At 44.8% G+C, this 20,422-nt stretch carries 16 protein-coding genes; 7 read left to right on the plus strand and 9 right to left on the minus strand.

The window, feature by feature from the left end; translation table 11 throughout:
• Nucleotides 1-4 precede the first annotated feature (4 nt).
• The 3 genes from ACDQ55_RS00900 to ACDQ55_RS00910 form a co-directional block, all read right to left on the minus strand.
• Nucleotides 5-2,647, minus strand: a complete 2,643-nt coding sequence (locus ACDQ55_RS00900; RefSeq protein ID WP_420979117.1) for a TonB-dependent receptor domain-containing protein — start codon at nucleotides 2,645-2,647, stop codon at nucleotides 5-7.
• Nucleotides 2,648-2,764: 117 nt separating this feature from the next.
• Nucleotides 2,765-3,796 carry a FecR family protein gene (locus ACDQ55_RS00905; RefSeq protein WP_420979119.1) on the minus strand — a complete coding sequence of 344 codons (1,032 nt, stop codon included), beginning with the start codon at nucleotides 3,794-3,796 and terminating at the stop codon, nucleotides 2,765-2,767.
• A 94-nt stretch (nucleotides 3,797-3,890) separates the two neighbouring features.
• Nucleotides 3,891-4,409, minus strand: coding sequence for an RNA polymerase sigma-70 factor (locus ACDQ55_RS00910; RefSeq protein WP_420979121.1), 519 nt, complete (start codon nucleotides 4,407-4,409; stop codon nucleotides 3,891-3,893).
• A 254-nt stretch (nucleotides 4,410-4,663) separates the two neighbouring features.
• Between ACDQ55_RS00910 and ACDQ55_RS00915 the strand changes: the two genes are divergently transcribed.
• Nucleotides 4,664-5,695: a quinone-dependent dihydroorotate dehydrogenase gene (locus tag ACDQ55_RS00915; protein ID WP_420980421.1), complete on the plus strand. Its 1,032-nt coding sequence runs from the start codon at nucleotides 4,664-4,666 to the stop codon at nucleotides 5,693-5,695.
• Between the two features lie 61 nt (nucleotides 5,696-5,756).
• Here ACDQ55_RS00915 and ACDQ55_RS00920 read toward each other — a convergent pair whose 3' ends face one another.
• The 3 genes from ACDQ55_RS00920 to dnaB form a co-directional block, all read right to left on the minus strand.
• A complete protein-coding gene (locus tag ACDQ55_RS00920; protein WP_420979122.1) occupies nucleotides 5,757-6,470 on the minus strand; it encodes an RsmE family RNA methyltransferase in 714 nt (237 codons plus the stop codon).
• Nucleotides 6,471-6,530: 60 nt separating this feature from the next.
• Nucleotides 6,531-7,904 (minus strand): MATE family efflux transporter, encoded by a 1,374-nt coding sequence (locus ACDQ55_RS00925; protein WP_420979124.1) that lies wholly within the window; start codon nucleotides 7,902-7,904, stop codon nucleotides 6,531-6,533.
• Between the two features lie 118 nt (nucleotides 7,905-8,022).
• Nucleotides 8,023-9,591, minus strand: coding sequence for a replicative DNA helicase (gene dnaB, locus ACDQ55_RS00930; protein ID WP_420979126.1), 1,569 nt, complete (start codon nucleotides 9,589-9,591; stop codon nucleotides 8,023-8,025).
• 595 nt (nucleotides 9,592-10,186) lie between these two features.
• Here dnaB and pheT point away from each other — a divergent pair.
• The 5 genes from pheT (at nucleotide 10,187) to ACDQ55_RS00955 (ending at nucleotide 15,761) form a co-directional block, all read left to right on the plus strand.
• Nucleotides 10,187-12,616 carry a phenylalanine--tRNA ligase subunit beta gene (pheT, locus tag ACDQ55_RS00935; protein ID WP_420979127.1) on the plus strand — a complete coding sequence of 810 codons (2,430 nt, stop codon included), beginning with the start codon at nucleotides 10,187-10,189 and terminating at the stop codon, nucleotides 12,614-12,616.
• A gap of 48 nt (nucleotides 12,617-12,664) precedes the next feature.
• The gene (locus ACDQ55_RS00940; protein WP_420979128.1) at nucleotides 12,665-12,970 is read left to right on the plus strand and encodes a hypothetical protein; all 306 of its coding nucleotides are present in this window, start codon (nucleotides 12,665-12,667) and stop codon (nucleotides 12,968-12,970) included.
• 16 nt (nucleotides 12,971-12,986) lie between these two features.
• Nucleotides 12,987-13,280, plus strand: coding sequence for a cell division protein ZapA (locus ACDQ55_RS00945; protein ID WP_420979130.1), 294 nt, complete (start codon nucleotides 12,987-12,989; stop codon nucleotides 13,278-13,280).
• 182 nt (nucleotides 13,281-13,462) lie between these two features.
• The gene (gene rny / locus ACDQ55_RS00950; protein WP_420979131.1) at nucleotides 13,463-15,025 is read left to right on the plus strand and encodes a ribonuclease Y; all 1,563 of its coding nucleotides are present in this window, start codon (nucleotides 13,463-13,465) and stop codon (nucleotides 15,023-15,025) included.
• Nucleotides 15,026-15,146: 121 nt separating this feature from the next.
• Entirely contained in the window at nucleotides 15,147-15,761 is a 615-nt protein-coding gene (locus tag ACDQ55_RS00955) for a 3-keto-disaccharide hydrolase (RefSeq protein ID WP_420979133.1), read from the plus strand.
• A gap of 53 nt (nucleotides 15,762-15,814) precedes the next feature.
• Here the strand turns inward: ACDQ55_RS00955 and scpB are convergent, their stop codons facing one another.
• The 3 genes from scpB to ACDQ55_RS00970 all read right to left on the minus strand — a co-directional run bounded on the left by scpB (nucleotide 15,815) and on the right by ACDQ55_RS00970 (nucleotide 18,579).
• Nucleotides 15,815-16,828 (minus strand): SMC-Scp complex subunit ScpB, encoded by a 1,014-nt coding sequence (scpB, locus tag ACDQ55_RS00960; RefSeq protein WP_420979135.1) that lies wholly within the window; start codon nucleotides 16,826-16,828, stop codon nucleotides 15,815-15,817.
• Between the two features lie 116 nt (nucleotides 16,829-16,944).
• Nucleotides 16,945-17,829, minus strand: coding sequence for an ATP synthase F1 subunit gamma (atpG, locus tag ACDQ55_RS00965; protein ID WP_420979136.1), 885 nt, complete (start codon nucleotides 17,827-17,829; stop codon nucleotides 16,945-16,947).
• 168 nt (nucleotides 17,830-17,997) lie between these two features.
• Nucleotides 17,998-18,579, minus strand: a complete 582-nt coding sequence (locus ACDQ55_RS00970) for a DJ-1/PfpI family protein (protein WP_420979137.1) — start codon at nucleotides 18,577-18,579, stop codon at nucleotides 17,998-18,000.
• A gap of 219 nt (nucleotides 18,580-18,798) precedes the next feature.
• On the opposite strand from ACDQ55_RS00970, the gene ACDQ55_RS00975 reads away from it, so the two are divergent.
• Complete coding sequence (locus tag ACDQ55_RS00975) at nucleotides 18,799-20,166, plus strand: 3-keto-disaccharide hydrolase (protein WP_420979138.1); 1,368 nt, start codon at nucleotides 18,799-18,801, stop codon at nucleotides 20,164-20,166.
• The last annotated feature ends 256 nt before the right edge of the window (nucleotides 20,167-20,422 follow it).

A 20,422-nucleotide genomic window follows, 5' to 3' on the forward strand; every position in this document is an offset into this window, starting at 1 on the left:
GCCGTTAAAATTTAATAGCATAAGTAATACTTGGTAAAATAGGCAAAATGGTTACCTGGGTAAGGTACCTTTGTTTTGCCTCCGGATCTTCTCCTATATAATAAAAGAAAGGATTTTTCCGGTTATATACATTGAACACGCTGAGGTTCCAGCTTTTCACCCAATGTTTTTTCTGTTTGCTGTAAGTAATGCCCATATCCAACCGGTGTACATCGCTGGTACGGTAGTTATACCAATTATCAAAACGGTCTATCGCTGTATTACCTGTGCCAGGCTCATAGGGCGAAGCATTATCGGTACCGTTGTAACTCGACACCGGTAAGGTAATAGGCATCCCGGAAGTATAGTGCCAGGATGCGGAAATATCCCAGTGCTTGCCCAACCGTTGCATCAATATCACTTCTATATCGTGGCGGTGATCGTATTTATAAGGAAAAATCTCTCCGTTGTTGATGCCCGGAAAACGCCTGGTAGACCACGACAGGGTATAACCTATCCATCCGGTGGTATTGCCTTTTTTCTTCTGTAACATCAGTTCCGAACCATAGCTCCAACCCTTTCCTACGGTTACTTTTTCGTCCCACCGTCCTACATCCTGGTTCACCAACATATTGCTTTCCTTGTTTTCGATCATGTTGTACATAGATTTGAGATAACCTTCCAGGGTAAACTCGTATTTCCCATTCAGGGAAGTTTTACCTATGCCCACAGCAACCTGTTTAGAAAACATAGGCGCTACCCGTTGGGTAGAAGGCACCCAGATGTCTGTAGGCAAGGTGGTGCCATTGCTGGACAACAGATGAATATACTGGTTCATGTGCGTGTAAGACGCTTTCACGGCCCAATGGTGAGGCAACAGGTAACGCAGCCCCAACCTGGGCTGCAGGGAATAATAGCACCTTCCTTCCACCATAAACGCTGACGCATGTACGCCCAAGTTGGCATATAAGTTAGTGTTTACCTGCCAATCGTCTTCTGCATACAAGGATACCTCCGCGCCGGTAATCCGCACCGGATAGCCCAGGGTATCCAAAGGCTTCACCGGGCTATCTTTATCTTCAAAAGAAGAACCGCCCGGCTTAAAATAATGCATGGTAATAATGCCACCAAAACGTATCGAATGCCGGGGATCAGGGCGATAGTCAAAATCGATCCTTCCTCCGCTGTTTTCCATCCGCGAGCGATACGTTCCATATACATCCGATCTCTCCCCAGAAATGGGGATCATATATTTATGCTCATACTGGGTAGAAAAGGCATATTGGGAAAAGTTGAGCGTAACATTGGAAAATAACTGTGGCCCATAAATATGGTTCCACCGCAGGGCAGCAATTGTATTCCCCCACCCTAACTGGAACTTGCTACTTTCTCCATAATATTTGGCCGGTTGGGTAGTACTGGTGCTGTCGTTCGCCATTTGCTTCAGCAACAGGTTATCTTCTCCCTTATAAAAACTCAGGAAAATGCGGTCTTTCTGAGAAAAAATATGATTCACTTTTACATTCACATCATAGAAATAGGCTTGAAATTCCCCACCGACGCCCAAAGTGTTATGGGCCTGTAAAGCAGCATTCAGCAACAGATCAGGATAGGAACGGCGGGCAGAAAATATAAAAGAGGTTTTATCTTTTATAATAGGCCCTTCTATATTAAACTTGGTAGAAATAAGCCCAATAGAGGCGTTGCCATGGAAGGCTTTCATATCGCCTTCTTTCATGGCTATATCTACCACAGACGATAATCTTCCCCCAAAACGGGCAGGGAAAGCACCTTTATACAGATCGGTATTTTTTACTACGTCGGCGTTCAGCAAAGAATACACGCCAAAGAAATGTGAGCAGTTAAACACCGGAGTTCCATCCATCAGGATCAGGTTCTGATCCGGGCCACCTCCCCGAACATATAATCCGCCGGCGCCATCCATACCGCTGCTTACTCCTGGCATTGCCTGTAAAGTGCGCATTACATCTACTTCTCCGAGCAACCTCGGCATAGCCTGTAGTTCGGAAGGAGAAAGCGATACCTTACTCATTTGGGTTTGCTCCTGCAGCTTTGTGTTTTCACGGGCGCTCACTACCACTTCCTTTAAGCTGCCTACAGGTTGCAAAGTAATATTCAGGAACTGGTTCCCATTACCTGACAGCGATTGCCACTGAGGCTGATAACCTATATAAGAAATCAGCAGGCGACCGGTATCTTTTGCAGTGGTTAAACTAAAAAAACCATATTGATTAGTGGTAGTGCCCTCTTTTAACGCAGGGGCATATACGGTAGCGCCAATCAAATTCTCTCCGCTGTTAGCATCTTTCACATAACCGCTAATAGTATGGCTTACATGCTGGGCAGGTAATAGCACAACCTGGTCGCCCACCCGGATATATTTTATTTCATCAGGTGCGAACAGTTCATCCAATATTTTTTTTAATCGCTGATGCTGGGCGGTTAACGTAACTCTCCGTGACAGGCTAACAAGCTCGTTACTATATGAAAAATGGATGCCATATTCCTTTTCCAGTAGCGTGCAAACCGCCGATATAGGCTGGTCTTTCACGGCTATTGTTACTCTTGTTTGCCAATCCCACGCCAAAACATTCAGTGGGAAACATAATATTAATATTCCCGTCAGCAGTTTTCCGGCTAACGACATAATATAATTAAATTGAAGTGCGACTTTGGTAACAGGCTTCAGCGGCTGGCTAACAGCAGCTAAAAACAGTGACCTTTATATAATTAAGCATTTTACAGTTAGCTACTAGTAACGGAACTAGTAATCAGCTGGCCGGTTTAATTTGTATTGCCTTTCATTTATCTTCTCGTAGTTGGCATTCAACATAAGCGCCAGCGATTTGATAACATCTTCAGTAGATTCCCCGGCGAAATCGGCATGAACAGGCAATTTCAATAGGTCGGTATCGGTTACTTCCACTTTTATATCATATACCTCGGTCACCGTATGTAATACTTCTTCCAGAGACACATCGTGAAACGACAGTGATTTTTTATCCATATCGGTTACATATGCGGCTATACGGAATACAGGCCTGTTATTATCTTCTTGTAGCAGCATCCCTTCTGTGAGCACTACACTATCGGCTTGCGCATGATCAATTACTATTACCTTACCGCTGCTAACATGTACTTTGAGCGCCGCTCCCCCAGGTTGGTAGGCTATCGTAAAGCGGGTACCCAATACCTTTACCTCAGTATGCCCCAACACAATGATAAAAGGATGGGCCGGATTGTTACGCACATCAAATGAGGCGGTACCGCTCAGGCTCACCTTCCTGTTCTTTTCGTTAAAGCCGTGAGCCACTTCCAGCCGGGAAGCTGCCAGCAGCTGTACGCTACTGCCATCTAGCAAGGTAGCTGCTATTGGTCCGGTATATATGGCCTGCGGACGGTTAGCATGCAAGTACCACCATCCGGCGCCCAATACCACTAATAGCATAGCCGCCACCTTTAGCCAGGTAAAGCGTACCGGCGTTCTGGCAGGTATAGCTACGGGCAAAGTAGTTGTTATAGAATGGCTGGCATGATTATCTTCCGGGCAACCCATTTTTTCATAGAGCTGTAGCCAGGCCGCATCCGTATTGGCTACGGCTACCTTTTCCTCTGCCTCCACCGTATGCAGTACTTCACCCAAAGAGTTAAGCAATGCAATATTGCCAGGATCTATACCTTTCCAATCTTCCACCCATGCACGCTCCTGCGCATCCGCTTCATTAAGCAGGTACTTGCAGAGCAATGTATACAGTGCCTCCTCAGGCATTGCCTCGTTGGGAAAAGATGGTATCATCCGTTGTTGTAAGTTTTACAGTCACCGCCCAAAGCGGTATATATAATTAAGACGCATGGAAAACCCTGATGCCCCCATGCGGCCATCAATATTTTTAAAACAGCCACCCAGCCATTAAAGGCAGGTACTCCTTCAACTCCTGGTGCAGTATCTTCAGCGCCTTCCCCATCTGGTTCTCCACAGTTTTAACAGAAATATTCATCACAGCGGCTATTTCCGCATATTTCATATGCTGCTGGCGACTCAGCACAAATACTTCCCGGCAACGTTCGGGCAATATTTCCAACGCCTGGTGATACAGCCGTTCCAGTTCTTTCGCCTCTTCGCCGGCCGGTAGCGTTATATCTTTCATCCTGCTGTAGCCTGTCTCCTTTTCCGAGCGCACGGCATCCTTCCTCCATTGACTAATGGCGGTATTACGGACGGCTGAAAACAAATATGCTTTCACCGGACCTGTGATCGTAATGGTATCCCGTTTCTCCCAAAGGCGCAGGAATACCTGTTGTACAATCTCCTCTGCTACATGGGCATCTCCCGTGTAGTGAGTGGCAAAGGCCAGGCAATGAGCGTGGTTTTCCCTGAATAATGCTTCAAATGTTTGGAGCTCAAGCATGATGAGTCACAAAAGTAATGTGATTTAGTAATATGATTTGTTGATTTTTTGATTGCCTCATGAACGGATATTTTTAAAAATGATTGTGCAAGATGATTTTTTTGATAGATGAATGATGAATTTTGGGTATTTGTTAACACTTATGGCTGATTTTTATTATTTATGGATAGCGTGAATGTTTCATTCTTTTTACCACAACACTTCATTATGACAATCAAAAAAATTACTTAAATCACCTTACTTTTGTGGGCGCAATGTACAACCTGATCAAAAATTTCCTTTTCCGGTATCCGCCGGAAAACATTCACCACAGCGTTATGCGTGGTTTAAAGACAATTTGTTCCCTGCCACTGGGCAAAACTGTGCTGACCGCTTTTTGCGGTGTAAAGGATAAAAGGCTCGAACGGGAAGTGTTTGGCCTGAAATTCTCCAATCCCGTAGGATTGGCTGCCGGTTTCGATAAAGATGCCAGATATATTGATGAACTGGCCTGCCTGGGATTCGGATTTGTAGAAATAGGTACGGTAACACCGCTGGCACAACCCGGAAACGAACAACCGCGGCTATTCCGTCTTCCAGCCGATAAAGCCCTGATTAACCGCATGGGTTTTAATAACGAAGGGGCGTCTGCCGCAGCTAAACGGCTGCGACGGAAAAAATCCAATATTATTGTTGGCGGTAACATCGGGAAAAACAAAATAACACCGAATGAAGAAGCAGTGAGCGATTATGAAAAATGCTTTCATGCGCTATACGAAGTAGTAGATTACTTTGTAGTAAATGTAAGCTCGCCCAATACACCTAATCTTCGTGCCCTACAGGAAAAAGAGCCTTTAAAGCAATTGCTGCACCACCTACAGGTGCTTAATCAGCAAAAACCATCGCCTAAACCTATTTTACTCAAAATTGCACCCGATCTTACTACGGAGCAACTAGACGATATCATAGAAATTGTAAAAGCAACCCAGCTAGCAGGCATTGTGGCTACTAACACCACTATCAGCCGAAGCGGGCTCAAAACGCCTGCTACAGAAGTAACCGATATCGGCGCCGGAGGACTAAGCGGCTTGCCTGTAAAACGGAAAGCCACAGAAGTGATCCGCTATATCCACACCAATAGCCAGGGCACTATTCCTATTATCGCTGTTGGCGGTATTTTCACAGCAGCAGATGCACAGGAAAAACTGGATGCCGGCGCTTCCCTGGTACAGGTATATACTGGTTTTGTATATGAAGGACCTACTATCGTGAAGAACATTTGCGAAGGACTTATAGCCAGCAACTAGCCGGCACAGGTAACAAGCCGTTAATTGCCATCCGCCAACGGCTTGTTACCCGTCCATCTACTTAACTATTGGCCTTTAGCTGCATAATGGTTACCGCTACTAATCCCGCTGTTTCTGTACGCAAACGGGTATTGCCGAGGGATACCGGTTCAAATCCATGGTCTAGTGCCCATTTTATTTCATCAGGCGTAAAATCGCCTTCGGGGCCAATTAAAATAATCGTGTCTTTCCCAGGCTCCATTACCTGCAACATATCCCTTTTCTCTTCCGGTAAACAATGGGCAATCAGCTTCTGGGCATCTCTATTCTGTTTTACCAGCCTATCAAACGCCTGCGGTTCCTGCAGATCGGGCAAATAAAACTGCTGCGATTGCAACATAGCAGATACCAATATATTATGTAACCGTTCGGCTTTTATTTTTTCTTTTTCCGTACGCTGACTTACCAATGGAATAATAGTTTGAATACCTATTTCCGTTGCTTTCTCCAATAACCACTCTATCCGGGAAGCATTTTTGGTAAAGGAAATGGCTAAACGATGCGCACAAACCGGCGGCGGCACCATTTCACAGGAAAGCACTTTCACTACGCATTTTTTCCGGTTATCGTCCGTAATCTCCGTAACAAACTTATGCCCCTTGCCATCTGTTAGCCAAACCTGGTCGCCACGCTCATGACGTAATACCTGGATACAATACTTGGAAGTATCCTCATTCATCGTGTAGCTAACTGCATCTGGCTGTATATTGGATGCATAAAAGAGTATGTAGCTCATTAATAAACGTGATTATTTTGATTGTTTAGTTATCCTGATGTGCAAAGATATAAGCAAAGATCACAAATGCCTTCCCTCATCAGCCTTATCGGATAAATCCCGTAAATCATATTTATGGAAACGTAAAAACAGTAACAAAGCAGCCACCACCAGGCCTATCGACAGCCCCCACCATATGCCTTCCACCCCATAGCCCATTTTAATACCGAGCAGGTAACCTAGCGGAATACCCAACACCCAATAGGCCAGTAGAGTAATGAGGGTAGGTATACGTACATCTCCCAGGCCACGGAGAACACCAAGACCTACTACCTGCATACCATCAAATAACTGGAAAAAGGCAGCGATAATGAGCAACCGGGCAGCAATCCCGATCACCTGAGTATCCTGAATATAGAACGATGGAAGCAAGTGGTTCCCTAAAGTAAACAACACCGCAGTAGTTCCCATTAACAAGAGCACCATATGATAACTGGCGATAGCGGAAAAACGTAGTTGATGAAAATCTTTACGGCCAAAATAATTACCGCTTTTAATACCGGCGGCCGCGGAAATACCGCTGGCCATCATATAAGTCATGGCTGCCAGGCTTAATGCGATCTGATGTGCCGCCAGTTCTGCCGCTCCCATCCAACCTACCATAATGGCTGCACCGCTGAAGGCGCTCACTTCAAAAATATATTGTAAAGCTACCGGCGTACCAATACCTAATATTTTCCTGATGGTAGCCGCCTGCAGCTGTTTAAACCCAAAGGCTTGCAGATAAGGTTTAAAACGGGGCGCCCGCAATACATATATGGCCATCGTAATGCCCATAATAAAACGGTCGGTAAAAGTGGCAATACCTACGCCCACCACTCCCATGCGGGGCAAGCCAAATAAACCATATACCAGGGTAATGCCAAGAAACACATTAATCACATTACCGATAATGCTAATATTCATCGCCTGCCGGGTAAATCCAAGCCCTTCTGCAAACTGCTTAAATGACAAAAACAACATCATCGGAATAAAAGACAGGCCAAGATAACGCAGGAAAGGCCGCGCTTGCGTGGCTACATCTCCTTCCTGATGCAGGAAGGATAAATAATTACTGCCAAAGTAAATGGCTGTGGATAACAATACGCCCAATATTATATTAATAACCAGGCTATGGCTCAATAGATGCCCAATGGCTTTTTTGTTGCCTCGCCCGTTTTCCTGGGCAATAAGCGGAGTAAGTCCGTACGACATACCAATGCCGGTCACCATAAAAATAGAGAATAAGCCATTACCCAATGATACCGCTGCCAGCGGCACCTTACCGGTATGGCCAATAATAATACTATCAGATAATGCCACCAGGGTGTGTCCTAGCTGGGAAATCACTACAGGATAGGCTAACTGGAAATTATCTTTGTAATGGGCTTTATATTTTAAGTACAGATACCTCATAAGCTATTGGCGGCTAAAGGTTAACCGCCTGACTAATTATTGTTGGCATTTTAGCGGCTGGCGCAGGCTATCCCGCTAGGTCTTTTTGCCTTTTAATTTTTTAGCCAGTAGCTAAAAGTTAAAAAGGAGCGTCTTCAAATCCTTCATCAAAATTCATATCGTTCATCCTGGACCCTTTCTGGATATACAGCTTGGCTTCATCATTGCCACCGCCGCCACCTTGTTGTGGGCGCATACCTGCAAATGGGTTGCCACCACCGGGATTTTCGAGGCTACCATCGTCTTCGAAGCGCTGGAATTCCAGTACGGCCCTAAGTTTGATGGTATCCAGCTGACCATTACGGTGCTTGGCTATACGAACATGGGTTTCTCCTTTATTGGACTCACCCATTTCATTGGTATTGATTTCGTAGTATTCAGGACGGTAGAGGAACATTACCATATCGGCATCTTGCTCGATAGCGCCGGATTCACGGAGATCGCTCAATTGCGGCATTTTGTTGCCATCTTTACGCTTTTCCACATCACGGCTCAACTGGGAGAGGGCGATTACCGGTACCTGCAGCTCTTTTGCCAATCCTTTCAGATCCCGGGAGATCTTACTGATCTCTTGCTCACGATTGGTACCTTTTCCATCGCCGCTACCGCTCATCAGCTGAAGGTAGTCGATGATGATAACGCCTACACCATGGTTATGCACCAGGCGGCGGCACTTGGCGCGCAATTCAAAAATGTTGAGGGCTGGCGTATCGTCGATGAAAATAGGCGCTTTGGCCAGGCGTTCAATACCGTGGGTCATCAGCTTCTTCATCTCATATTCTTCTAGCTTACCGCGGGAAATTTTTTCCAACTTTATTTCTGACTCGGCCGAGAGGATACGTTGTACGATCTGGCCGGCAGACATTTCCAATGAAAATACCGCTGCTCCTTTGGGAAAACGGGGATGCAGGGCGGCATTACGCGCCAGGTTAAGTGCAAAAGCGGTTTTACCCACAGAAGGACGGGCAGCTATAATGATCAGATCAGTAGATTGCCAGCCATAGGTGACTTTGTCTAGCGATGGGAAACCGGAAGGCACGCCGGTAATATCATCGCCTTTATTACGCAGGTCTTCAATACGCTTCATGGTATTCACCAATACGCGATCGATAGAATCGTAGTTTTTACGAAGATGGTTATTGGTAACTTCAAATAATTTGGATTCAGCACTGTCTAACAGGTCAAATACATCGGCCGTGTCTTCATAAGATTCGGAGAGAATCTCCCCTGAAATGCGGATCAGTTCCCGCTGAATAAATTTCTGAAGGATAATACGGGCGTGCGCCTCAATATTGGCAGACGACACCACCATATTGGTAAGCTTCATCACCGTAAAGGGCCCTCCAATCTGCTCCAGAGAACCCATGGACTTCAATTCTTCCGTAACAGTGAGGATGTCTACTGGCATAGATTTACCTGCCAGCCGGGTCATGGCATTAAATATAATCTGGTGTGCTTCTACATAAAAACACTCTCCTTTTAATATCTCAATAACGGTGTCAAATGCACCTTTTTCCAGCATTACGGCTCCCAAAACAGCTTCTTCCAACTCTTTAGCCTGTGGCGGTATCTTGCCATACACCAAGGATGACACATCAATGGACGGTTTCCTACGCACATTGCGGTCTTTCTTAAGATTGAGATCCATTTATGGTTAGTGTATTAAATAAAATTAATAAAAGGTTACTGTCAATGGGCCTTTCCAGTTCTTTTTACAATCGATATCTGCATTTTCCCGCATTCAACCAGGGAGTGATAGCTACTTTTATGAAATTGTAAACTTTTGCAAGCCGTACAAACTAAGGTAAAGGCATTTTTTCGATTAACCACTTCCCTTTCGTCACTAAATTTATTAAGCTTCACACACAGGTTATCCACAAGCACAACGTCAGTTATCCACCGAAAAAACATAGTTATCCACCGAAAAACCAGAATTCCCAAGCAAAGGTCTGATTATTCACACACATTGTGTAAAAAGTTTTTCCACAAAATAAAAAACACCGCATTAACAATAGTTTCAGCCGATATTTTATTCACAACCAATAAAAGTACGCTTACGCCCATATACGAAGGGGCGTTGTACAGTGACAAAGTGTACTTTATAAAGAAAAACCTTTCCCAGCCAGACTTTCACCGTACCACAACCTTGCAGCAAAACAAAATCCGCTATAGGCGCCGCCTCTTTGCTTCTTTGAGAGAAAATAGTTCTTAACTTTACGCACTTATATAAACCGAGCAGATAAATGACGATTTCATACAACTGGCTATGTGATTATTTACCGGTAAAGCCTACACCGGAGGAACTATCTACTATATTAACCAGAATTGGCCTGGAAGTAGAAAGCCTGGAGAAATTTGAAGCTGTGAAGGGAAGTCTGGCCGGATTAGTGATTGGTGAAGTACTGACGGCAGAAAAACACCCCAATGCAGACAAGTTAAGACTGACTACTGTAAACATTGGCGCGGGCGAGCCCCTGCACATTGTATGCGGCGCTCCCAACGTAGCAGTAGGGCAGAAAGTAGTAGTGGCGCCCATTGGCACCATCATTTACCCCGCAGGCGGTGAGCCGCTAACCATGAAAAAGGCCAAGATCCGTGGAGAAGAAAGCCAGGGAATGATCTGCGCTGAAGATGAAATAGGCTTAGGCAACAGTCACGACGGCATCATGGTATTAGCTGCTTCCCTGCAACCAGGCACTCCTGCCAGCGAAGTGTTTAAACCTGCGCAGGACTACATCTTTGAAATAGGCCTTACCCCTAACCGGATGGACGCCATGAGCCATATTGGCGTTGCCAAAGATGTTTGCGCTTTCCTGAATAATATTGAGCATACGCACAAATACCAGGTACAGCTGCCAGCAATAGAGGCGTTGCCGCAGGCAGCCACCCCCTTAGCCATCAGCGTTACCATCGAAAATACAGACGCCTGTCCACGGTACAGTGGTATTTCCATTACCGGCGTGCAGGTAGCCCCTTCCCCGGAATGGCTAAAAGCTAAGCTCACAGCTATTGGAGTACGCCCGATCAATAATATTGTGGATATCACCAATTTTGTGCTGCATGAAACCGGCCAACCGCTGCATGCCTTCGACGCAGCAGCAGTACAGGGCAATGCCATTGTGGTGAAAAGTCTGCCCCAGGATACGCCTTTTGTTACCCTAGACGAAAAAGAAAGAAAGCTGGACGCCACCGATCTGATGATCTGTAATGGCGCCGGCGAAGGCATGTGCATTGCCGGCGTATTCGGCGGTCTGCACTCCGGCGTATCCGATACTACACAAAATATTTTCCTGGAAAGCGCCTTTTTCAACGCTGGCGTTATCCGTACCACCTCTTTCCGCCATGGACTGCGTACAGACGCAGCTGTCCGTTTCGAAAAGGGAGTGGATATCTCCAATGTGGTATTTGCGCTGCAACGCGCTGCAGCACTGATCTGTGAGATCGGTGGCGGAAAAGTGGCCTCAGCTATCATCGATGTATATCCTTCTGTAAAAAGAAAAACAGAGGTAACAACCACCTACAGCTATATACGCAAACTCAGCGGCAGCAATTACCCGGAAAATAAGATCCTGAATATATTGCGCAGCCTGGGCTTCGATGTTTTATCCGAATCAGCGGAAGGCTTTACCGTATCCGTACCTTTCAGTAAACCGGATATCAGTCTGCCGGCCGATCTGGTGGAAGAAGTAATGCGTATCGATGGCCTGGATAACATCGAAATCCCTTCCAAAGTGGCCATCTCCCCTGCCCTGGCAGCCCAGCCAGATGCAGAAAGCATCAAGGAGAAAATAGCCAGTTACCTGGCTGGTAATGGTTTCAACGAAATTTTCACCAATTCCATTACCAACAGTAAATACTACACGCCGGAAGTACTGGAATATACGGTGAAAATGATCAACAGCCTTACTGTGGAACTGGACATTATGCGCCCCTCCATGCTGGAAACCGGCCTGGAAAGCATTGCGCATAACCTGAACAGGAAAAACGAAGACCTGCTGTTCTTTGAATTCGGGAAAACCTACCGCATACTGGAAAAAGGTTATGGAGAAAACAACCATCTGGCATTATACCTCACCGGTAAACAAACAGCGGAAACCTGGATGCATAAATCCAGCCCTGTTGATTTTTACTTCCTGAAAGGCTTTGTCATCAATATACTCCGTCAGCTAGGCTATACCCAACTTACCTGGGCCGAAAGTACAGCACCGGGCTTGCAACCATCCTGGGAAATCAAAATAAAAAACCAGGTGGTAGTAACCCTCGGAGGCGTTGTCCCTACTAAGTTGAAGCAGTTTGATATCCGTCAGCCAGTATGGTATGCTACCTTTAACTGGGATAAAATACTGGGACTCTTGCAAAAAAGTGATAACTTTTACAAAGAAATCCCACGTTTCCCGGCAGTTCGCAGAGACCTGGCACTGATACTTGACAAACAGGTAAAGTTCGCCGCCGTAGAAGCAGCCGCCCGCAACGTGAAATCCGGTCTGTTACAACAAGTAAATCTGTTTGACGTATTCGAGAGCGAAAAACTGGGACATCAGAAAAAGTCTTACGCTGTAAGCTTCACTTTCCAGGACCCGCAAAAAACCCTTACCGACAAAGAGATCGATGGTGTAATGGACAAACTTATCAAAACGTTTGAAACCCAGCTACAAGCGGAAATAAGAAAATAAAACGTCGCTGGTACTGGTTTTTCCGGCAATAAAAATATATCACATTTAATGGTCTTAGAGCAATACATTCAACGCGTAGAAGAAAAACTGCATCTGTTGGTGAAAAAGCTACAACAGGTGCAGGCGGAGAATGTATTGCTGAAAGAAGAAGTAAAAGCACAACAGCAGGCACTGCAACAACAGCAGCAGTCGATCCTGGGACTGGAAGAAAGATTGCAACTGATGAAAATTGCAGCCACCACCCAGGGAGGTACTGCTATAGCAGAAGATGACGCTTTCAAGAAAGAGATCCGCAGCAAGATCAACGACTATATCAAAGAAATTGACCGCTGCATTGCTTTACTAAACAGTTGATATAAAAATCATATGTATGGAGCACCTCATTCCTATTAATATAGTCGTTTCTGACCGTTCTTACCGTATAAAAATAAAACCGGAAGAAGAGGCAGAAGTACGCCGTATTATGAAAGAAGTGAATGAGAAGATTGTCGATTTTAAAGCATCCTATGCAGGCAAAGACCTGCAGGACTATATCGCTATGGCCCTGATCATGTATGCAACACACCCCGTTACCAGTGGCGGAAAGGCACAAGCCAATACCGCTCCTTTTTTACAGGAGAAACTGGAAAAACTGGAAGAAATTATCAACCAGGCACTGGGTTGACCACGTTACCCATTGCTTAACAACAGATTAGTTAAGGATTAGCTAATTGGCTAATTATCACGTATCAAAGACGCTTTAACTGCTATTTTTTTGTATTTTCGCGGGTCAGTTCTCGCCCCTGTTATGTTTTAGCAGCAACCAGGGTAGGAGGATACCACATAAATAAAGTATAAATAATTCATATGGATGTTACACTAACAATAGCTGCAGCATTATTGGCACTGATCGTTGGGATTTTGCTAGGTAAAGTGATTTTTGCCAAAAGCACGCAGCATAAAATAGATGAAGCTGAACTACAAGCTAAAAAGATCGTTGCGGATGCACAGATAAGTGCAGAAAATCTCAAGAAAGACCGGTTGCTGGAAGCAAAAGAAAAATACCTGCAATTAAAAAGTGAGTACGACAAAGAAGTACTGCAACGTAACCAGAAACTGGCGGAATCAGAAAACCGCATCAAACAAAAAGAACAAGCTTTAAACCAGAAAAACGAACAGCTCCAGAAACAGCTAAACGAAAACGAAGCCATCAAGGATACTTTGAACCGTCAGATGGAGCTGGTAACCATTAAGCGGACCGAACTGGAAAAACACCAGGAAGAACATATCCGCCGTCTGGAAAAAGTAGCTGGTTTAACCGCAGAAGAAGCGAAACACCAACTGGTGGAAAGCTTAAAAGAAGAAGCCCGTTCCCAGGCACTTTCCCACATACAAGAAATTGTTGAGGACGCTAAACTAAAGGCCAACAAGGAAGCCAAGAAAATCATCATACAATCTATCCAACGTACCGCCGCAGAGCAAACCATCGAAAATACCATTACCGTATTTACCCTGGAAAGCGATGAAATCAAAGGCCAGATCATTGGCCGTGAAGGTCGTAATATCCGGGCCATCGAAGCAGCTACCGGTGTAGACCTGATTGTGGACGATACCCCTGAGGCAATTGTATTGTCTTCCTTCGACCCATTGCGCCGTGAAATTGCGCGCCTGTCACTGCAGCGCCTGGTACAAGACGGACGTATACACCCGGCACGTATTGAGGAAGTGGTAGAAAAAACCAAGAAACAACTGGAAGAACAGGTAATGGATATCGGTGAACGTACCGTGATTGAACTGGGTATCCATGGCTTGCATAAAGAACTGGTACGCCTGGTAGGTAAAATGCGTTTCCGCTCTTCCTACGGACAAAACCTCCTGATGCACTCCAAAGAAACCGCCAATCTTTGCGCGGTAATGGCAGCAGAATTAGGACTCAACCCTAAACTGGCCAAACGTGCCGGCCTGTTACACGATATTGGTAAAGTGCCCGACGAAGAAACTGAACTAAGCCACGCCTTGCTGGGCGCCAAGCTCGCTGAAAAATACGGTGAACATGCTGCTGTAGTGAACGCCATTGGTGCGCACCACGACGAAATGGAAATGCAATATGTGATCTCTCCGATTGTTCAGGCCTGTGATGCGATCAGCGGTGCCCGTCCTGGCGCCCGCCGTGAAATTATGCAGAGCTACCTGCAACGTATCAAAGACCTGGAAAACCTGGCCTTATCTCATGAAGGGGTTGAAAAAGCCTATGCTATACAGGCCGGCCGAGAGCTGCGTATCATTGTAGAAAGTGATAAAGTATCCGATGGAGACGCCGACCGCTTGTCGTTCGAAATCGCCAATAAGATACAAACAGAAATGCAGTATCCTGGTCAGATTAAAGTAACCGTAATCCGTGAAAAGAGAGCGGTCAACATTGCAAGATAATTACCGGCGGTAAAAAAATCCCGCAATTAGACCTTATATTCGAGTCCCCTGGTTGATATACCAGGGGACTTTTTTGTGAAGGCTTTTCCCGCCTGTTCATCAATCAACTTCAAACAGTGTTATGAAAAAAACCTTATTCGCCTGCCTGCTGGGCAGCACCCTGTTACTGAACACCAACAGTACCTCTGCCCAAAAAGTATCCGCTTTATTCAATGGAAAAAACCTGGATGGCTGGAAAATCTATGGTACCGAAAAATGGTATGCAGACCACGGAGAATTAGTATGTGAAAGCGGACCAGATAAAGCATACGGCTATCTTGGTACAAACGGACAATATAAAGATTTTGAACTCACCCTGCAATTTAAACAGGAGGCCAATGGCAACAGCGGGGTGTTCTTCCACTCTTCCTTGGAAGGCACTAAAATTACCGGATGGCAGGCAGAAGTAGCTCCCCCGGGACTACATACCGGTGGTATCTATGAATCTTACGGCCGGGGATGGCTGGTACAACCCGGTAAAGAAAAAGAACAATACCTGAAAATGGGAGAATGGAACACTATGAAAATACGTGTTTCGGGCGATAGCGTGGCCACCTGGCTGAATGGCCATGAAATGATTACCCTGAAAGATGACAAAATAGGTGCTGCCAACGGACAGATTGCCTTACAGATACATTCCGGCGGAGGCATTAAAGTAAGGTGGAAAAACATCCAGTTGGTAACACTGGAACCATAAATAATTGCCCGTAAGGCAACTAATAAAAAGGGGCATCCGCAGATGCCCCTTTTTTAAATATCATTATTTTCTTTATCGCTATCCTCTTCATTTTCATCATCATTTTCATCCCCTATCTCATCATCTTCCGATGCCGGTGTGATGGCATCTTCTACAATATCATCCGGGTCTTCGTCTTTTTCCCCATCTTCTTCTTTCTCATTCTCATTTATAACATTGCCCACCAAATTTTGCGGAAGATTGCTATATAGATCTTCGTCTTCTATTCCGCTGGTAGATTCTATGAAGCCGTCGAAATTTACAATTTCATCGTCTGGTTCTACTTCTTCATCTTCTGAAGCAGGATATTCTATATCCTCTACAGAACCGGCGATATGATCCAGTTGGTGGTCTGGATCGAGGAGTTCTCCATCTTCTGATACCATGAGGGAGGGAGGATCTTCCGGCGCATCCGCACTAAGCTCTCCGCGGCCCAGGGTAGCTGTATCGTCGTTGATAAGGGTAGGCTGTACCATTTCCTCATCAAAGAGCTCTTTGAGCTTGGGTAGGTCTGCCACAGAGTTGATACCGAAATAGTCCATAAAAGCGCGGGACACAGCATACAGGAGCGGCTTACCAGGTTGATCTTCACTCCGGCCGGAAATAACGATCAATTCCTTTTCCAGTAGTTTCTGGATAGAATAGTCGGTGCTAACCCCACGGATATATTCAATTTCGCCTTTAGAAATAGGTTGCCGGTAAGCGATAATAGCCAGGGTTTCCAATGCAGCAGTAGACAGGCGTTTCAGGAATTTATCGCCATTCAGTTGGGCTACCGTCTGATAATATTCCCTCTTGGTCAGGAACTGGTATCCGCCGCCGCTGTTACGTATTTCAAAAGCGTAAAATTCGGAACTGTATTTTTCTTTAATAGCTTCTATAGCGGCTTCTACCTGGTCCAGAGTAGTCCGGTCTTCCAGGAATGCCAATGCATTATTAAGCAGATCCACTATTTCCTGCAAAGGCAAGGGCCTGTCGGCTGCAAAAATTAATGCTTCCACGTGTGGGATGATCTGTGATATTTCCATACGATAATAGAAGTTCCAATTTACAAAAAAGGTCAAAGACCGAAAATACAGTCTTTGACCCTAATTTGAAAATATTATTCAGTTGTTGACTTAGTGTTAAAATTGACTTAAAATGCTTAGTTAGCCAATGCAGCAGCGCCGCTCACGATTTCTGTCAGTTCGGTAGTGATAGCCGCCTGACGGGCACGGTTGTAGGAGATCTTCAGGTTACGCAGCAGTTCACTTGCATTCTCTGTAGCCTTATCCATAGCAGTCATACGGGCGCCATGCTCAGAAGCGTGGTTATCCAGCACGGCTTTAAAGAATTGGGTATTCAGGATCTTAGGCATCAGTTCGCCGATCAGCGTATCTTTTTCCGGTTCAAAAATAAAGTCTGCTTTCAGACTAGATTTATCCTGATTTTCCACTTTAGCGATAGGCAGAAACTGTTCAGTTACATATACCTGGGTAGCTGCATTTTTGAATTCGCTGTATACAATGTCCACTGCGTCATAAGTGCCATTGATAAAGCCGTTGAGGGCTATGCTGGCGGCTTCTTTCACCTGTTCAAAAGTGAGGTTGGAGAAGAGCTGCCAGAATGCGCTATTTACTTTATATCCGTTCTGTACGAAGTGATCGTATCCTTTTTTACCGATAGGCAGCAGTTCTACATTGCCTTGTTCAAACTGTTCTTGGTACTTTTCGCGGATAAGGCGTTTAGTAGTTTTGATCAGGTTAGAGTTGAAAGCGCCGCATAAACCTCTATCGGAAGTAACTACCACAATCAATACCTTTTCAACCTGGCGGTGTGCAGCCAGTGGCGTGTCGATATTGCCTTCGCTGTTGGAAACAATATTCTGCAACATTTCCTGGAGTTTTACCGCATAGGGGCGCATCAACAGGATTGCATCCTGTGCACGTCTTAATTTAGCAGCACTTACCATTTTCATGGCTTTAGTGATCTGCTGACCAGATTGAATAGATTTGATTCGGTTACGAACTTCTTTAAGCTGTCCGGACATATATAAAAATCAATTACGAATTACGAATTATCAATTAAAATGCAGGGATAGCCTCCTGAATTTGGCTGCAAAGGTAAGCAATGGCCCGTTAATTTAAATAATCCGTGGAAAGATAATTTAAATTTTCTTTATAACATTATCAATCAATTAGTTACAAATAACTAAAATTTAAAGCGTAATAGTAGTTCCCAATACCTGCAAGAATGCAGCTATCCACTGTGGATGGGCAGGCCAGGCAGGCGCTGTTACCAATTTACCATCTACCACTGCTTCATATACATTTACGTTTACATAGGTGCCGCCAGCAGCTGTTACTTCCGGAGCTACCGCCGGATAAGCCGTTAGTTTTTTGCCTCTTACCACATCAGCGGCAGTGAGGATCTGGATAGCATGACAAACAGCAGCTACCGGTTTATTTTCCGCAAAAAAATGCTTCACCAGTTCAATTACATTTTTATTGAGCCGGAGGTATTCCGGGGCGCGGCCACCAGCCATTACCAATGCATCATAATCTGCTCCAGAGATATCATTAAAGGTAGCGTTGAGCACAAAACCATGTCCCGGCTTCTCGCTGTAAGTTTGGTCGCCTTCAAAATCGTGGATAGCTGTTTTAATTTTATCGCCGGCTGCCTTGTCGGGGCATACGGCATGTACCTCATGACCAACCATCTGCAACATCTGGAAAGGAACCATGGTTTCATAGTCTTCCGCATAATCTCCTGTTAGTAACAAAATTTTTTGCTGTGCCATTGGAATGAAAGTTTTAAGTTAAAAAAGCCTTATAAAGATAGGCATTTAGCGGGTAGCTTACCACCGCCCACGTTTCCTATATCCCGGATAGTACTTCCGGAAAATGGCTTTCAGCTAATTGAAAAAATTAGCTTCTATTAAAAATTACAGTACATCATATGCAATCGGTTGTACAAATCATTTTCATTGATTATTTTGGACATCTTATTCCGTTTTTTTATGAAAAAAACAATTCTTTTATGTAGCGCGCTACTATGTTTATATGGAGGTATTTCTGCCCAGAAAACCCCATGGCATCCACTTTTTAACGGGAAGGACCTGAAAGGCTGGAAACAACTGGGAGGCGCAGCCCAATATCATGTAGAAAACGGTGAAATGGTTGGCACCACCGTGTTAAATACCCCTAACTCTTTCCTGGCCACAGAGAAAGACTACGGCGACTTTATCCTGGAACTGGAATTTAAGCTCGGAAAAGAATTTAATTCCGGGATACAATTCCGCAGCCAAAGCAAAGCAGACTACCAAAACGGGCGTGTTTTCGGTTACCAGATGGAAATAGATCCATCCGACCGTAAATGGAGCGGTGGCATATACGAAGAAGGCCGCCGGGGCTGGCAATATCCTATGGAATTGAATCCTCCCGGCCAGCAAGCCTTTCAGAAAGATGGCTGGAATAAATACCGGATCGAATGCCGGGGCAATGAAATGCGTACCTGGGTAAACGGCGTACCCGCCGCCCATTTGGTGGATACCGCATTACCTAAAGGCTTTATTGCCCTGCAAGTACATAGTATCGGCAACAACACTACCGATAACAATAAAAACATCTACTGGAAAAATATCCGTATCATAGAAAATCCGGCGCCTTCCCAATATTCCCCCTACGACAACATCTACGTGGTGAATAATGTGGATAACACCATTTCCGGCCAGGAAAAACAAAACGGTTACCAACTGTTATGGGATGGTAAAACCACCAAAGGCTGGAGAGGCGTGTACCAAAAAGACTTCCCGGCTGAAGGCTGGTTCATTAAAAACGGCGTGCTTACCATTGGTAATTCTACAGGAGATGAAGAAGGCAGCGGCGGCGACATTATTACCGACAAACAATACAGCGCATTTGAATTGGAATTCATGTTTAAACTTACGCCCGGAGCAAATAGCGGGGTCAAATACTTTGTTACAGAAGGATATGAAACCAACGGTAAATCAGCCATCGGACTGGAGTACCAAGTATTAGACGACGAAAGACATCCAGACGCTAAATTAGGCCGCGATGGAAACCGAACATTAGCAAGTCTTTACGACCTCATGACAAGAAAACAAGAAAAACGTGCTATTACCCCTATTGGAGAATGGAACAAAGGTCGTATTATTGTGTATCCAAATAACCATGTGGAGCATTGGCTAAATGGGTTTAAAGTGTTGGAATATGAGCGCGGCTCCCAATCTTTTAAAGACCTGATAGCCATCAGCAAATATAAAAACTGGAAGAACTTTGGTTTGTGGCCGGAAGGCCATATCCTTTTACAGGACCATGGAAACGAAGTTTCCTTCAAGAGCATCCGGATAAAAGTACTCAAGTGAGACACAAAGGTACTTAATAATAGTTTTTAAAAAGTATTTCGAACATATTTTTTTTATCTTTTTTTTCATTGTTCACTGTTCTAAATAAGCATTCCGATTCTTCGGAATGCTTTTTTTATGGACAAAACACCTATTTGCTCCTGTCCTCTTTAAACACGACCGGATTACAGAGGATTTTCCAAGGATTTTAACCGCCATACAAAATGGCTGATGATATTTTATTAGCTTAGTTACGTAAAACCAAATCAACACATTA

Origin of the sequence: Chitinophaga sp. 30R24 (assembly GCF_049056765.1) — a bacterium.
Lineage (GTDB): Bacteria > Bacteroidota > Bacteroidia > Chitinophagales > Chitinophagaceae > Chitinophaga.

What these genes read in the sequence shown, in the direction of transcription:
- ACDQ55_RS00920 (WP_420979122.1), bottom strand. Translation starts at nt 6,470, where the DNA reads ATGAGCTACATACTCTTTTATGCATCCAATATACAGCCAGATGCAGTT.
- ACDQ55_RS00900 (WP_420979117.1), bottom strand. Translation starts at nt 2,647, where the DNA reads ATGTCGTTAGCCGGAAAACTGCTGACGGGAATATTAATATTATGTTTC.
- pheT (WP_420979127.1), top strand. Translation starts at nt 10,187, where the DNA reads ATGACGATTTCATACAACTGGCTATGTGATTATTTACCGGTAAAGCCT.
- ACDQ55_RS00905 (WP_420979119.1), bottom strand. Translation starts at nt 3,796, where the DNA reads ATGATACCATCTTTTCCCAACGAGGCAATGCCTGAGGAGGCACTGTAT.
- dnaB (WP_420979126.1), bottom strand. Translation starts at nt 9,591, where the DNA reads ATGGATCTCAATCTTAAGAAAGACCGCAATGTGCGTAGGAAACCGTCC.
- ACDQ55_RS00910 (WP_420979121.1), bottom strand. Translation starts at nt 4,409, where the DNA reads ATGCTTGAGCTCCAAACATTTGAAGCATTATTCAGGGAAAACCACGCT.
- rny (WP_420979131.1), top strand. Translation starts at nt 13,463, where the DNA reads ATGGATGTTACACTAACAATAGCTGCAGCATTATTGGCACTGATCGTT.
- ACDQ55_RS00975 (WP_420979138.1), top strand. Translation starts at nt 18,799, where the DNA reads ATGAAAAAAACAATTCTTTTATGTAGCGCGCTACTATGTTTATATGGA.
- ACDQ55_RS00925 (WP_420979124.1), bottom strand. Translation starts at nt 7,904, where the DNA reads ATGAGGTATCTGTACTTAAAATATAAAGCCCATTACAAAGATAATTTC.
- scpB (WP_420979135.1), bottom strand. Translation starts at nt 16,828, where the DNA reads ATGGAAATATCACAGATCATCCCACACGTGGAAGCATTAATTTTTGCA.
- ACDQ55_RS00945 (WP_420979130.1), top strand. Translation starts at nt 12,987, where the DNA reads ATGGAGCACCTCATTCCTATTAATATAGTCGTTTCTGACCGTTCTTAC.
- ACDQ55_RS00970 (WP_420979137.1), bottom strand. Translation starts at nt 18,579, where the DNA reads ATGGCACAGCAAAAAATTTTGTTACTAACAGGAGATTATGCGGAAGAC.
- ACDQ55_RS00940 (WP_420979128.1), top strand. Translation starts at nt 12,665, where the DNA reads ATGGTCTTAGAGCAATACATTCAACGCGTAGAAGAAAAACTGCATCTG.
- ACDQ55_RS00955 (WP_420979133.1), top strand. Translation starts at nt 15,147, where the DNA reads ATGAAAAAAACCTTATTCGCCTGCCTGCTGGGCAGCACCCTGTTACTG.
- ACDQ55_RS00915 (WP_420980421.1), top strand. Translation starts at nt 4,664, where the DNA reads ATGTACAACCTGATCAAAAATTTCCTTTTCCGGTATCCGCCGGAAAAC.
- atpG (WP_420979136.1), bottom strand. Translation starts at nt 17,829, where the DNA reads ATGTCCGGACAGCTTAAAGAAGTTCGTAACCGAATCAAATCTATTCAA.